The organism is Neptunicoccus sediminis (assembly GCF_001719615.1).
Lineage (GTDB): Bacteria > Pseudomonadota > Alphaproteobacteria > Rhodobacterales > Rhodobacteraceae > Amylibacter > Amylibacter sediminis.
The window spans coordinates 427755-440798 of the sequence record NZ_MDVX01000001.1 but is presented as its reverse complement, the minus strand read 5'-3'; the positions used below and the strand labels follow the sequence as shown (position 1 = coordinate 440798).

Genomic DNA, 13044 nt, shown 5'->3' with positions numbered 1-13044 from the left:
ATATTTGGCAGTACTTCGGATTTTCAGCAAATTTGCAACGCTTGATCCGGCTTAACCCTAGGGTAATGCGTGGATTAAGGACGGACCAGCCCCTGATGTGCAAGGCGCCGCAGCTTTTTTTTGCAGACCGGTCCTGCGGTTTTCCGCGGGGATCAGATCCGCACCAGATGATTGTCCCACTGCAACCTGGGATAGTGTTGCGGCTGCTGCGCCAGCCCGCCGATCACCTGCCCTGCGCCGGTTGTCACCATCCGGCCCCAAGGACCAAAGGTAACACCGCAAACATCCGGATAGGGTTCCAGCGCCGGTTCACCGGCCCGCGGTTTGGTCGCCGTGCCCAGCACGACCCCACCGCGCGGCGAGGTCGCGGCCAGCCTGTCCCCTGCGTTGTTAATCGCAATACTGCCCACATAGCCCAGCATCCGGCGATAAACTTCAGGCGCAATATCGGGAAAAACCGCCTGTTCTCCGGGTCGGTGGGTAAAGACCAGCGGCACCACCTGCCCCGTCTCCCCCTGCCACTGCATCCCGACTGCAACCAGTCCATCGCCCGAAACATCCAGATGGCGGATTGAATTTTTGTGGAGGGCAGGATCAAGACGCAGTGTCTCAAGCGGCTGCCCCTGCGTTGAAAGATAACAGAGGTTCGGTTCCATCAAGGGGATATTCAGCTTGGCCCGCCCTGCCTCGGGATGGGTCTCAATCCCGCCGTTGGCCACCACCAGAGCACCGGAGGGCAGGGTTTTGATCTCATGCGGACCGACCCCGCCAGAGGCAAACTCCCCTACGCGGCGATAATCCTCTGCGCAGTCCCAAACGCCGATAACACCCTGGCCTGCCTCATAATCGTTTTCTGTCGTGAACAGATACCGTCCGTCCAGATCAAAGCTGCCATGACCGTAGAAATGCCTGCCCTCCGGCGCGTCAAGCCTTGCCCGAACCGCCCCGTTCACACAGTTAACCACGACCGCAAAACGGCCCGGTCGTCGGGCAAAAGCCACCGCATCGGCGCGGTGGGGATGGGCGGCAGCCGCGTGGCCGCGATCGGGCAACGGAATGTCAAACAGGACCTCCCCCGCACCGGACAATCCGCATAGCACATAGCCCCCCGTGTCCGTTCGCGCCGCAGCCAGACAGGCAGGCGCCCCGGCACTGGCCCATGTGGTGCGCGGGGCAAAACCGGCGGCGGCCAGTCCTGCGAGAAATCCACGGCGGCTGGTCATGGTTAATCTCCGTCCAGCGCGTTAAACCCTTCGGCCACCCCGAGATACGGCCCGAGACCGCCGAGCGTGTATTCCAGCAGCCGGTCCACGGACTGTTGCACCACCTCGACTTTCACACGGCTCTGCGGGTCCATAACATCCGCAAAGACCGGACTTTCCAGTTTGGCGACCGCAGTGGTGAAAACGTGTTCCAACCTGTCAAAACGGCTCTGGATGGTTTCGTCACCCCGCCCCAAACGGCGGGCCAGATCAAGCGAAGCCTCGGTCGCAAGAACCACGTTGCGCAGAGAGCGACCGGAGCGGCGGGCCTCGGCCCGGTTCGGGCGCGGTTTGTCAAAGGTGCCAAGCGGTCGCGCGATGCGCGTGTCTTTGGTGAACTGAAATCCCGTCAGCGCCGCTTTGAAAAATTCCTGCACCGCCTCTTTTTCGGTCTGGTAACGCTCGTTCTGGCCCGCGGACAGCATCAGCGCGGCATAATCCGGTTGCCAGTCATCCAGAATGTCCTGACTGATCGCCGCCGTATCCTGTGTCATCGCCTGAAACAGCGCGCATTGATATTCACCGTGGCCAAGTTCCCGCGTGGGCGCATCAAACAGAAGATATTCCATCGCGTAAAACCCGCGCACCGCAATGGAGGCTTGGGAATAATTCGCTGGCAGTTGGATCACCGGATCCTCTTCGCTGATCATCTTGTACAACGCCTTGGGGGTTTTGCTGCGCGGGTCCGGCCAGAACGCCAGCGCAAAGGCGCGGTCGTCCACCTCGGTCGGACCAAAGCGCAAATGACTGACGCCAACCCACGCATCAAAGGCCGCATGATAGTCGGAAATCACCTGCCCGTTGTCCAGATCACAGGTCTGCGCCGCCGTTTCCGCCAGTTGCGCCGTCGTGCGCGCCAGTGTCTGGAACCGCGGGATCACGTGGTTGCTGATCACGCGATCCACCAGCGCGGTATCCGCACTGGCCGAGACAGGCAAGATAAGGGCAAGAAAAAGGGTGCAGAGTTTCTTCATGGGTTACAGACTTTCAAGGAAACGGATCAGGGCAGCCCGATCGCTGGGGGGCATTTGTATAACAGTGTCGCGGGAGGCTTGCGCCTCGCCGCCGTGCCAGAGCACCGCCTCCAGCAAGTTGCGGGCGCGTCCGTCGTGCAGAAACCGTGTGTGACCGCTGACATCTTTGGTCAGGCCGATCCCCCACAGCGGCGGCGTGCGCCATTCCGAACCGCTGGCGCGGGCTTCGGGTGCGTTATCCGCCAGCCCCGCACCCATGTCGTGCAGCAGCATATCGGTATAGGGCCAGATCAACTGGAAGCTTTGCTCGGGCTGGTTCTTCAGTCGGTTCGTTACGAAATTCGGCGTGTGGCAGGCTGTGCATCCGGTTTGGTAAAACACTTGTTTGCCACGCAAAACCTGCGGATCATTCACATTACGGCGCTTGGGCACCCCCAGATTGCGGCTGTAAAACGTCACAAGGTCGAGCGTTTCGCTGTCCACCTCAAAGACCCGTTCATCCTGATCGCCGTGCACCGCAGCCACGCAAACATCCTGCGCGGGCGTGCAATCCCCGTAAGCAGCGTCATGCAGGGACGACGAAATTCCGATGTCCCCCAAGAATGCGGCAGCAGTCTGATCGCGAATGCTGGGCTGGCCCGCTTTCAATCCGAACCGCCCCAGCATCGGACGCTGGAGTTCCGCCGACCAGACGATATTGGCACGGCCCGAAATCCCGTCGCCATCCGCATCATCAGGGTCTTCGCGGGATAGAATATCCGCCGCTGGTATCGCCTCTAACAGACCCAGACCGATCATCTGCGGAGCCACACGGGGGCTAAGCACTGCACCTTTGGCCAATGGTCCGTAGCCGAGATCATCTAACGTAAACAGAGGCTTTCGCAGGACCGCGATTTCACCGCCCGACAGGGGAATCTCGGTTTCTGTATAGCTCACGCCGATCCGCGCCTCGGCTTTGTGACCGGCAAGTCCTGCGTCCTGTATCTGGCTGCCGTAGACCGGATCGGGGCGGGTGCTGAGGTAGCTTTCCAAATCGGATGTGACACGTTCCGGCGTGGGCACGGAAATCCGCATCAGGAAAGACACCGCGTTCTCATCGCCCGGTTCTGGCGGATGGCCGCGCCCGTCTTTCAGGTGGCAGCGCTGGCAGGAGCGGGCGTTAAACAGCGGCCCCAACCCGTCAGAGGCCAGCGTAGAGCTTGGCGAAGACACCCACAGCTTGCGGAAAATGCCGTTGCCGACCTTGAAATCCAACTCTCGGGCGAAGGGCATATTACCGGACATGGCAGAAAACGCATCGCGGCTGTCGCGGACCCGCACACTGGCGGCGCCGGCGCTGTTTTCTTCAAATTTCTGGGGTTGGCTGAAATCGGTCGGCGGGGCGGTCACGGCCTTGATCCGCGCGATTTCCGCTTTGGTTCTGGGCACCACGTCAAGGTGGCTGTCATCCGGTTGCAGCACCTGCGCTTGCGCAACAAACGGCAGGAGCGCGATCATCGCAGAACAGGACAGGCTGCGGAAGATTTTGTTTATGTCCATATACTTACTCTCTGGCGAAGGCTTGAGACCCGGAACAGAAACATCAAGGCACCAACGCGCCCTGCTTGTATTCCGGTGCCGCCTTGCAACCTGTTGGCACAGCCCGACGGCGGGGTGATACCAGTTTGAAAACTTTAGTCCAGCCCCGCAGGGGGCGGTGAATGGGCAAGCTTTCGCCGCTTGCCCCCTGAAGCCTCAGGAACTACAGGCGACAGGCCGAAGCCTGCCGCCTGAAATGGGTTTTATTCGAACACTGCCCCCGGATTATCGAGACTGTCAGAGCCTTCAAAAGCGACGCTGCTCAATCCCAGCTCTGTCACGATCCGTTCAATGGTGCGGGTCTGGTCGATCAGACCGTTCACACCACCCATCACCAGCGCTTCGCCCGCCGCATTGCCTTGCTCCAGCATCTGGTCATAGGCAAATCCGGCCTCGGCCGCGGATTTGATCCGGCCCAGTGCCATCATGGTGTTGGACAGTTTGCCCTGCATCTGCGCATCCAATGCAGGATCTTTTGCCGCGACCAGATCCGCCAGCGACGGACCGCTAACGACTGTACCGTCAATGCGGACATATTCGCCAAGGTACACATTCTGCACCCCCAGCCCGTCATAATAGTGACTGTTATGGGTGTTGTCCGAGAAACAGTCGTGCTCTTCTTCCGGATCGTTCAACATCAGGCCAAGACGCATCCGCTCTCCGGCCTGCTCCCCATAAGACAGCGACCCCATTCCCGTCAGCATTGCTGAAAGACCGGCGATTTCATCACCACTGATCGCGGCGCGGGCTTCTCCATCGGCCCCCCATTGCGCGGCCATCCAGTCCAGATCGCTGACCAGCAGATCGGTTGCCGCCTGCAAATAGGCCCCGCGTCGATCGCAGTTGCCATTCGTGCAGTCATCGCCCTTGGCATAATCGGTCCAGGGACGGTTGCCACTGCCCGCGTCATGTCCGTTCAGATCCTGCCCCCAGAGCAAAAATTCAATCGCGTGATAGCCTGTGGCCACGTTTGCCTCGACCCCGTCCGCTTCCTGCAAGGTTTCCTCCAGCAGCGCGGGGGTGATGGTTGTCGCATCCACATCTGTTCCCCCCAATTGAAACGTCGGGTTGGCCACCACGTTCAACACGGCTGCTGCGTTTTCATCTGTCGCACCGCCATAAGACGCATCCACATAGTCGATCAGCCCCTCGTCTAGCGGCCAAGCGTTAACCTTACCTTCCCAATCGTCGACAATCGCATTGCCAAAGCGGAACACTTCGCTTTGCTGGTAAGGCACCCGCGCGGCCAGCCATGCAGCTTTGGCCGCTTGCAAGGCTTCGGCAGAGGGGTCGGCCACCAGCGCAGCAACAGCTGATTGCAGGTTTTTTGCGGCGTAGAGGCTGTCGCTGTAAGTTGCTTCTGCAATATCCGCATAGGTCGAAATTACGGCTGCCTTTTCCGGCGCTGTTTCTGCCAGTGTGGGGGCTGTCAGGGCCGTGGTTGCGGCCAGCAGGCCCGCCAGTTGCGTAAGGGTCTTCATGTTAGGGTCTTTCTGCTTGGTAAAGCGTGGTTTGCGGCGTTCGGGCGGCACGCAAGCCGCACCGCCCCGTTGGGTCGCCCCGTCAGGTCGCCAGCGGGTTCATTTTGTCAGGATCAGCTTGTTTGCACGGGTGATACGCAGGGTGTAGACCTGATCGAGATGCCGGATATAGGCGGTTGGCCCGTGCTCGGTCAGTTCGGCAGCCGCATGGACTGGCGTTTGGCTGACGGGGGTCGAAAATCCGTCTGCTGCACCCTGTCCGCCAGTAATCTGCATATCTTTGTAAACTATACCCATGTTTCTATCCCTCGATCCCGAGAGTGCCATTCAACAGGCCAGTCGCCCCAATTCGGACAAACGTCCGTTAAACGCGGTTTCCCGTGTCGGATGGTCCGGGTGGACGGGTCAGCCATGTTCAGCCCCTCTCGTCTTTGATTTCGCGTGCTGGCTGCCCGGTGATTCCGCATTCGGGTGGCTGATGACAATTACCTGACAAAATAAGTCAGGGAAGTCAACACAGGCATATCTCTCTTTTTCGTGAGACGAGTAACACGGTGCCTTTGGCTCAGAAGCACCTCTGCCGCGTTCTGCAAAACAGGAAAAAATGCGTGTTCACAAAACCTTTAAGAAACTGACAACTGCATGACGCATAGCCCGCTTATTCCCCGCCCTGACAGAACATCGGGTGACACATGCTACTTCAGCTTTCGGGACTAACCAAAAAATTCGCAACATCCACGGCGGTCGATCAGGTCGATCTCTCGGTCGGGCGTAACCAGTTTATCGGTATCATCGGCGCGTCGGGCGCGGGTAAGTCAACCCTGCTTCGGATGCTGAACCGGCTGAACGATCCGACAAGCGGCAGAATTCTGTTTCGCGGGCAAGAGATCTCTTCCTTACAAGGGGCAGAGAAACGGGCATGGCAATCCCGATGTGCCATGATCTTTCAACAGTTCAATCTGGTGCCGCGTATGGATGTTGTCTCCAATGTTCTGCACGGCACGCTGAACCGGCGCAACACGCTGGCCACGATGTTCAACATCTATCCGGAAAAGGACATCCACCATGCGATTGATATTCTTGAACGTCTGGGCATTTCTGAGCACGCCGCCAAGCGGGCACAAGCGCTCTCTGGCGGGCAGCAACAGCGCGTGGCCATTGCTCGGGCCTTGATGCAGGACCCGCAAATCATACTCGCGGACGAGCCGATTGCCTCGCTCGATCCGATGAACGCCCAGATCGTCATGGACAGCCTGCGCTCCATTCACGATCAGGACGGCAAGCTGGTCATCTGCAATTTGCACACCCTAGATACCGCACGGCGCTATTGCGACCGGATCATCGGGATGCGAGCGGGCCGCGTGGTGTTTGACGGCACCGGCGACGAACTGACCCTGAGCGCGGCCCGCGACATCTACGGCGCGGACAACAGCTTTAGCGAAGCAGCAACATCCACAAGCGTCGATGTGCTGGCCGATCACAAGATGCCGGAACTGGCCATTGCCTGACAATTCAACCCTAACCCGTCAATACCGGCGGGATTTTCGACTGGAGAAAGACCAATGAAAAAACTGATCGCAGCGATCCTTGCGACATCCGCCCTGTGCGGTGCTGTACAGGCCCAAGAGATCACCGAATTCCGCATCGGCATTCTGGGTGGCGAAAACGCACAGGACCGGATGAACAGCTACCAGTGTCTGGCGGACAAAACGACCGATCTGCTGGGCGTTGAAACCAAACTGTTCGCCCCAGCCGATTACAACGGCGTTATTCAGGGGCTGTTGGGCGGCACTATCGACATGGCATGGCTTGGCGCATCCGGCTACGCAAAGACCTACCTCTCCGATCCCGACGCGGTTGAGCCGGTTCTGGTGAAATACAATGCAGATGGCGGTTACGGTTATTATTCCATCGGCTTTGCCCGCAAGGACAGCGGCATCACGTCGCTGGAAGACATGAAAGACAAGGTTTTCGGCTTTGGTGATCCGAACTCCACATCAGGCTTCCTGATCCCGTCCATTGAAATTCCTGCGGCAACCGGTGCGTCTATGGACTCTGGCGACTACTTCGGTGAAGTGAAATTCACCGGCGGTCACGAACAGACCATTGTTGCAGTTGCCAACGGTGACATCGACGCAGGCGTGACATGGGCCGACGGTCTGGGCAACTGGGAAGACGGCTACAACTCCGGTGCGCTGCGCAAGGCGGTTGATGCGGGTCTGGTGGATATGAACGAGATGGTTCAGATCTGGAAATCCAAGACCATCCCCGAAGGTCCCGTCGTTCTGCGCAAATCCCTGCCTGCAGACGTTAAGATCAAGATGACAGGTCTGGTAGGCTCACTGCACGCGATGGACCCTGACTGTGCCTATGGTGTGGCCAACGGCGAGGCCAAAGCCTTCGCGCCAATTACCCATGAAGCCTATGATGTTATTATCAAAGCCCGCGAATTGAAATCCAACTAAAGAGATTTTCAACCCGCATCTGGCCGAGCTGAACCCCGTTCTGCTCGGTCAATTTTTTCAGACTCCCCAGGAAAATAAAATGTCACCGAGCGCATTGGATACCCGCGCCAGCTATCTGGCCCAAACCCACCGAAAAAGACTCTATAGCGGCGTGATGCTGGTCCTTCTGGTGGCCATGCTTTGCAGCGGCTTCATCACCGCAGACGAGCGGAACGCCGGAGGTTTCTGGAACGGTCTGCCCCATGTGCTCGACTTCCCTGCGGAGGTTCTGGGCGAGGCCGCGCAGAAAATCACCCTGCTGCCCGCCCATCTGGTTGCCTTTTTCCCGAGCCTTGTGGAAACCCTGAACATCGCTGCTGCGGCTACACTGGCCGGCGCGATTGCGGCGGTTTTTCTGGCGCTGCTGTCCACCCGCGGTCTGGCCCGCTGGCCCCGCATGATCCCTGTATTTCGCCGCATCTCCGACATCATGCGGGCCATTCCTGAAATCGTCATCGCCCTTGTGCTGATCTTCATTCTTGGCGGCGGCCCTGTCCCTGCCATGATCGCCATTGCCTTTCATACGGTCGGGGCGCTTGGCAAATTGTTTTCCGAAGTCACCGAAAACGCCGATCTGAGACCGGTTGAGGGTCTTGCCTCTGTCGGGGCGGGCTGGATGCAGCGGATGTGGCTGGGGGTGATCCCGCAGGTGTCCCCGAACTTCATCAGCTACGCCCTGCTGCGGTTTGAAATCAACATCCGCGCCTCTGCCATTCTGGGTTTCGTGGGCGCGGGCGGTATCGGCTATGACCTGCGCAACGCGATCAGTTGGGGGCAGGGCAAATACGACGAGGCCGCCGCGATCTTTATCCTGTTGTTCCTCGCCATCGTCGCCGTGGACCAACTGTCCGGCCTTCTGCGCAACACACTGGTGGGAGACACCAAATGACCACTGCAACTTTGAAATCCGGCGCCGTCCGGCAGGTGAACGGTAAAAAGACCCTGTCTTTTGCCCTGCTCAGTGCGGTTCTGACCTATTTCGTCTACATCTTCTTCACGTTTGACATCGGTGGACTTGGCCAGCGGGCCAGCCTTGAAAACGCACGCACGCTGGTGGCGGACAGCTATTCCTACAAAACGCATATCACCAAATCAAACCGTGGAGCAGGCACCCTTACGGCGGCAATCGAAGGTGAAAAAAAGGGCCGTTATCCCGAAGGCAGCTACCCCGAATGGGTCGAGAGCGACGGCACGGATGCCTTTGTAACCTTGCGTGATAACAGCGTGGTCGAACTGTCCGGAAAAGTTGTCTACTACGACGTACCGGACTATGGCCCGATCATTGTCACCACCCGCAACAGCGGCATCGACCTTGAACTGCCCACAGCCGAAATACCCGATTTCATCTCGGCCTCACGCAACCGCGTCGCGATCACCGTACCGGGCGGGCGGATCAATGTGACCAAAGCCAAAACCGAAATCTTTCGTTATTTCACCGGATGGGAGATGTTTTTCTTCACGCTCGACAGTCCCTTTTACGGGAAAAGCCCCGCACAACTGGCCTATCTTGCCAGCTCTGCGCCGCGGATCGACCCGAATAGAAGCAATCTCGCGCTGATGTGGGACGGCTTTTGGAACAACGCGATGTGGCGGCACTCTGATGTGGCTTGGGCGATTTTTGAGACGATCCTTATGGCCTTCTTGGGAACAATCGGTGCGGCGCTGATCGCCTTGCCGCTGGCCTTTCTGTCGGCACAGAACTTCACGAAAAATATGGTGGCGCGGTTCTCCATGCGGCGGATTTTTGATTTCCTGCGGGGTGTGGATGGTCTGATCTGGACCATCATCCTGTCCCGTGCTTTTGGTCCCGGACCACTGACCGGCGCACTGGCGATCCTGCTGACGGACACCGGCACCTTTGGCAAGATGTTCTCGGAGACTCTTGAAAATGTGGACGATAAACAGATCGAAGGTATTCGTTCGACCGGCGCGATACCTATTCAGCGTTACCGCTTTGGCGTCATCCCGCAGATCACCCCCGTATTCATCAGTCAGGTGCTCTATAATCTGGAATCCAACACCCGCAGCGCCACCATCATCGGCGCGATTGTGGGGGGCGGTATCGGGCTGTTGCTGACACAGGCGATCATTACCGGCAAGGACTGGGAAGAAGTCACTTACTACATCGTTCTAATTGTTTTGATGGTGATGATGATGGACACGATTTCCGGCTGGCTGCGCGGAAAACTGATCGGAAACAAAGACTCTTGAACCTAATAACATAAGGGCCTCAAGAGTCTTAACCGCCCGAGCACAGCCGAGGGTGTATCCCCCTGCCCGCGCCGCTTTTCCACCGAATTTCGGGGCGGGTTAATCCTTGATGACCAGCTCAATGTGCTGGCCTGAAAACCATGTGCGGCCGTATTCCACCGGCTGCCCGTCCATATCCACATCGACGTTGATGCTGCGCAACAGGGCAGCGCCCGCCGGAAGGTTTAACAGACCGCCCGAGGTTGCATTGGCGTTGACTGCGGCCAGCCGTGTTTCCTGACGGGTGTAGTCCTGCACCCCGCAGGCTGCAAAGGCGGCGGTAATCGAATTAAGCGCCTGCAAATGCGCCAGCAGATCAGTGAACCGGGCCGCCGGAAACACTGATAAGAAATGCGCAACCGGCGTTTCATTCACCCGCGCCAGACCTTCAACCACATGCACCTGAATGCCCTTGCGCCTTGCCAAAGCGCGGGCCTCTTCTGCATCCGCAGGGCGGGTTGTCATCGACAGGAACTCTTTTGACCCCTGATGCCCCGCCTCTGCCACAGACTGATGAAAGCGCACACGTTTACCAACGGAATAGCGCACCGGATCAGAGGCGACAAAAGCCCCCGCACCGCGCCGCGTATAGACCAGTCCCTCTTCCACAAGCGCGGAAATCGCGTGACGGACCGTGTGGCGGTTCACCCCGAACCGCGCGGCATAGGCCGCTTCCGTTGGCAGTTTTTCCCCCGCCTTGTGATGCCCCTTGGCAATATCACGGCTGATCCGCTCGGCAATATCTTTCCAGACTGGCTGTTTTTTCACGTCACAAAACCTTCACAAAATTCATCTGGCAAGCGCACCGGAATCGCGCTACCACTTGTCTAGTTGTATAGTATAATAGACACATCGGGAACTTGTCTAGATGGATGATCAAACGAACCGCAGAAACTGGATGGGGTTGCTGGCAAAATCAGCCCCCCAGGCCGTTAAAGAACTTTGCCAGACCCTGTCTGAAACCCACAGGTTTACGGTACTGCGCCAGCCTGAAACGGGCGGTGTCATGGTGCGCGGACGCACGGGCGGCACCGGCTCTGCGTTTAATGTGGGAGAGGTCACAGTGACCCGTTGCTCGCTCCGGCTGGACGAGGGGACGGTCGGTCACAGCTATGTGCAGGGGCGCGACAAGGCCCACGCCACACAGGCCGCGTTGGTGGACGCGTTAATGCAGACACCGGCAGCAGACCGGATCGAAACAGAGATTCTGCACCCCCTGCGCGAGACCCGTGCAAGGCAACAAGCCGCCATTCAGCTCCGCGCAAATGCCACCAAAGTGGATTTCTTCACCATGGTCAGAGGAGACGACTGATGCAGCTTTCTGCCCTGTCCGGCGGTTTTGGCAATGCCGCCCAGCAATCCGCCACCGCCTTTCGCGCGATCATGAACGTCATGGCCCGCCCCGGCATGATCGAAACACTTGACGGCGCAGTGCCGCCGAAGGGTCTGTCCACAGCGGCGGGCAGCCTGTTGCTGACCCTATGCGATCCGGAAACAAAACTGCATCTGGCGGGGGATTTAGACTCTCAACCGATCCGCGACTGGCTGACGTTTCACACGGGTGCGCCGTTTGTGCCGGCACCGCTGGCGGATTTTGCCCTTGGCGCGTGGGACGATCTTTTGCCCCTGACGCAATATGCCATCGGGACAGACCAATATCCCGACCGTGCTGCCACGCTGATCGTCGAACTGCCAGCACTGACGCAATCGGGCACAACCCTGACAGGACCGGGGATCAAGGACCAAGCACAATTGTCCCTGCCCGCGCTGGAGCCGTTTCAATCGAATGCGGCACTCTTCCCGCTGGGCTGTGATTTTTTCTTCACCTCTGGTGACAAAATCGCTGCCCTGCCCCGCAGCACCAAACCGGAGACACCCCCATGTATGTAGCTGTAAAAGGCGGTGAAAAGGCCATTGATGCCGCCCATGACTGGCTGGCCGAGGTGCGCCGTGGCGATCCTGCGGTGGCCGAGCTGTCACTGGCGCAAATCCGTGAACAGATGTCTTTGGCGGTGGATCGGGTGATGTCTGAAGGGTCTTTGTTCGATCCTGATCTGGCGGCGCTTGCGATCAAACAATCCCGTGGAGATCTGATTGAAGCGATCTTTCTGATCCGCGCCTACCGCACCACCCTGCCCCGTTTCGGCGCCTCCCGTCCGGTTGAAACCGACACCATGCAATGCCAGCGGCGTATTTCGGCCACGTTCAAAGACGTGCCGGGCGGACAGATCCTCGGGCCGACCTTCGACTACACCCACCGCCTGCTGGATTTCAAACTGGCGGCCGAGGGCGGTTCGCCGGAAACGCCAACGCAGGACACCCCTGATCTGGCAGCAGAGCGCAAACCCCATGTGATGGATTTTCTCAACAAAGACGGTTTGATCGAAACCGCCGAGGCGACAGATGACACTCCGCCGGACCTGACGCGAGAGCCTTTGGAACTGCCCGCGAACCGTGCCTTGCGCCTGCAAAATCTGACCCGCGCGGATGAGGGTTTCCTGCTGGGTCTCGCCTATTCCACCCAGCGCGGATATGCCCGCAACCACGCCTTTGTGGGCGAATTGCGCATCGGAAAGGTGGCGATTGAAATGGACATCCCCGAGTTGGGTTTTTCCATTGAAATCGGGGAGATAACGGTGACGGAATGTGAAACCGTGAACCAGTTCAAAGGCTCTAAAACCGAGCCACCCCAGTTTACACGGGGCTATGGGCTGGTGTTCGGCCAATGCGAGCGCAAGGCGATTTCCATGGCGCTGGTAGACCGCGCCCTGCGCTGGAACGAACTGGGCGAGGATTTCGCCGGTGCCCCCGCGCAGGACGAGGAATTCGTGCTCAGCCATTCCGACAATATTCAGGCCACCGGATTTCTGGAGCATATCAAACTGCCCCATTACGTGGATTTCCAGTCCGAACTGGAACTGATCCGATCCATCCGCACCGCCGCCACCGCGCAGGCGGACACCAGACTTGCGGCGGAATAACCATGACCTGCCAA

At 58.7% G+C, this 13044-nt stretch carries 13 protein-coding genes; 7 read left to right on the top strand and 6 right to left on the bottom strand.

Annotated features, from left to right (window positions below; translation table 11 throughout):
• Nucleotides 1–152 precede the first annotated feature (152 nt).
• The 5 genes from BFV97_RS02065 to hemP form a co-directional block, all read right to left on the bottom strand.
• The gene (locus BFV97_RS02065; protein WP_069298645.1) at nt 153–1223 is read right to left on the bottom strand and encodes a DUF1513 domain-containing protein; all 1071 of its coding nucleotides are present in this window, start codon (nt 1221–1223) and stop codon (nt 153–155) included.
• A 2-nt stretch (nt 1224–1225) separates the two neighbouring features.
• The gene (locus BFV97_RS02060; RefSeq protein WP_069298644.1) at nt 1226–2236 is read right to left on the bottom strand and encodes an imelysin family protein; all 1011 of its coding nucleotides are present in this window, start codon (nt 2234–2236) and stop codon (nt 1226–1228) included.
• 3 nt (nt 2237–2239) lie between these two features.
• Entirely contained in the window at nt 2240–3733 is a 1494-nt protein-coding gene (locus BFV97_RS02055; protein WP_069299036.1) for a di-heme oxidoreductase family protein, read from the bottom strand.
• Nucleotides 3734–4017: 284 nt separating this feature from the next.
• Nucleotides 4018–5295, bottom strand: coding sequence for an imelysin family protein (locus tag BFV97_RS02050; RefSeq protein ID WP_069298643.1), 1278 nt, complete (start codon nt 5293–5295; stop codon nt 4018–4020).
• 99 nt (nt 5296–5394) lie between these two features.
• A complete protein-coding gene (gene hemP / locus BFV97_RS02045; protein WP_083225493.1) occupies nt 5395–5571 on the bottom strand; it encodes a hemin uptake protein HemP in 177 nt (58 codons plus the stop codon).
• 416 nt (nt 5572–5987) lie between these two features.
• Here hemP and phnC point away from each other — a divergent pair, with 416 nt between their 5' ends.
• The 4 genes from phnC to phnE (BFV97_RS02025) all read left to right on the top strand — a co-directional run bounded on the left by phnC (nt 5988) and on the right by phnE (BFV97_RS02025) (nt 10010).
• Complete coding sequence (gene phnC, locus BFV97_RS02040; RefSeq protein ID WP_069298641.1) at nt 5988–6803, top strand: phosphonate ABC transporter ATP-binding protein; 816 nt, start codon at nt 5988–5990, stop codon at nt 6801–6803.
• A gap of 54 nt (nt 6804–6857) precedes the next feature.
• Nucleotides 6858–7760 carry a phosphonate ABC transporter substrate-binding protein gene (phnD, locus tag BFV97_RS02035; protein WP_069298640.1) on the top strand — a complete coding sequence of 301 codons (903 nt, stop codon included), beginning with the start codon at nt 6858–6860 and terminating at the stop codon, nt 7758–7760.
• 79 nt (nt 7761–7839) lie between these two features.
• Complete coding sequence (phnE, locus tag BFV97_RS02030; protein ID WP_069298639.1) at nt 7840–8688, top strand: phosphonate ABC transporter, permease protein PhnE; 849 nt, start codon at nt 7840–7842, stop codon at nt 8686–8688.
• The gene (gene phnE, locus BFV97_RS02025; protein ID WP_069298638.1) at nt 8685–10010 is read left to right on the top strand and encodes a phosphonate ABC transporter, permease protein PhnE; all 1326 of its coding nucleotides are present in this window, start codon (nt 8685–8687) and stop codon (nt 10008–10010) included. Before phnE (BFV97_RS02030) ends, phnE (BFV97_RS02025) begins: the two co-directional genes overlap by 4 nt.
• A gap of 99 nt (nt 10011–10109) precedes the next feature.
• Here phnE (BFV97_RS02025) and phnF read toward each other — a convergent pair whose 3' ends face one another.
• A complete protein-coding gene (gene phnF, locus BFV97_RS02020) occupies nt 10110–10817 on the bottom strand; it encodes a phosphonate metabolism transcriptional regulator PhnF (RefSeq protein ID WP_069298637.1) in 708 nt (235 codons plus the stop codon).
• 100 nt (nt 10818–10917) lie between these two features.
• On the opposite strand from phnF, the gene phnG reads away from it, so the two are divergent.
• Genes phnG through BFV97_RS02005 form a run of 3 tightly spaced genes read left to right on the top strand, consistent with a single transcriptional unit; the run spans nt 10918 to nt 13030 of the window.
• Nucleotides 10918–11361 (top strand): phosphonate C-P lyase system protein PhnG, encoded by a 444-nt coding sequence (gene phnG, locus BFV97_RS02015; RefSeq protein WP_069298636.1) that lies wholly within the window; start codon nt 10918–10920, stop codon nt 11359–11361.
• On the top strand, nt 11361–11939 hold the full coding sequence (phnH, locus tag BFV97_RS02010; RefSeq protein ID WP_069298635.1) for a phosphonate C-P lyase system protein PhnH: 579 nt from the start codon (nt 11361–11363) through the stop codon (nt 11937–11939). Before phnG ends, phnH begins: the two co-directional genes overlap by 1 nt.
• Nucleotides 11930–13030, top strand: a complete 1101-nt coding sequence (locus tag BFV97_RS02005) for a carbon-phosphorus lyase complex subunit (protein ID WP_069298634.1) — start codon at nt 11930–11932, stop codon at nt 13028–13030. The genes phnH and BFV97_RS02005 overlap by 10 nt, the downstream gene beginning before the upstream one ends.
• Nucleotides 13031–13044 lie beyond the last annotated feature (14 nt).

What these genes read in the sequence shown, in the direction of transcription:
- BFV97_RS02065 (WP_069298645.1), bottom strand. Translation starts at nt 1,223, where the DNA reads ATGACCAGCCGCCGTGGATTTCTCGCAGGACTGGCCGCCGCCGGTTTT.
- BFV97_RS02060 (WP_069298644.1), bottom strand. Translation starts at nt 2,236, where the DNA reads ATGAAGAAACTCTGCACCCTTTTTCTTGCCCTTATCTTGCCTGTCTCG.
- BFV97_RS02055 (WP_069299036.1), bottom strand. Translation starts at nt 3,733, where the DNA reads ATGATCGCGCTCCTGCCGTTTGTTGCGCAAGCGCAGGTGCTGCAACCG.
- BFV97_RS02050 (WP_069298643.1), bottom strand. Translation starts at nt 5,295, where the DNA reads ATGAAGACCCTTACGCAACTGGCGGGCCTGCTGGCCGCAACCACGGCC.
- hemP (WP_083225493.1), bottom strand. Translation starts at nt 5,571, where the DNA reads ATGCAGATTACTGGCGGACAGGGTGCAGCAGACGGATTTTCGACCCCC.
- phnC (WP_069298641.1), top strand. Translation starts at nt 5,988, where the DNA reads ATGCTACTTCAGCTTTCGGGACTAACCAAAAAATTCGCAACATCCACG.
- phnD (WP_069298640.1), top strand. Translation starts at nt 6,858, where the DNA reads ATGAAAAAACTGATCGCAGCGATCCTTGCGACATCCGCCCTGTGCGGT.
- phnE (WP_069298639.1), top strand. Translation starts at nt 7,840, where the DNA reads ATGTCACCGAGCGCATTGGATACCCGCGCCAGCTATCTGGCCCAAACC.
- phnE (WP_069298638.1), top strand. Translation starts at nt 8,685, where the DNA reads ATGACCACTGCAACTTTGAAATCCGGCGCCGTCCGGCAGGTGAACGGT.
- phnG (WP_069298636.1), top strand. Translation starts at nt 10,918, where the DNA reads ATGGATGATCAAACGAACCGCAGAAACTGGATGGGGTTGCTGGCAAAA.
- phnH (WP_069298635.1), top strand. Translation starts at nt 11,361, where the DNA reads ATGCAGCTTTCTGCCCTGTCCGGCGGTTTTGGCAATGCCGCCCAGCAA.
- BFV97_RS02005 (WP_069298634.1), top strand. Translation starts at nt 11,930, where the DNA reads ATGTATGTAGCTGTAAAAGGCGGTGAAAAGGCCATTGATGCCGCCCAT.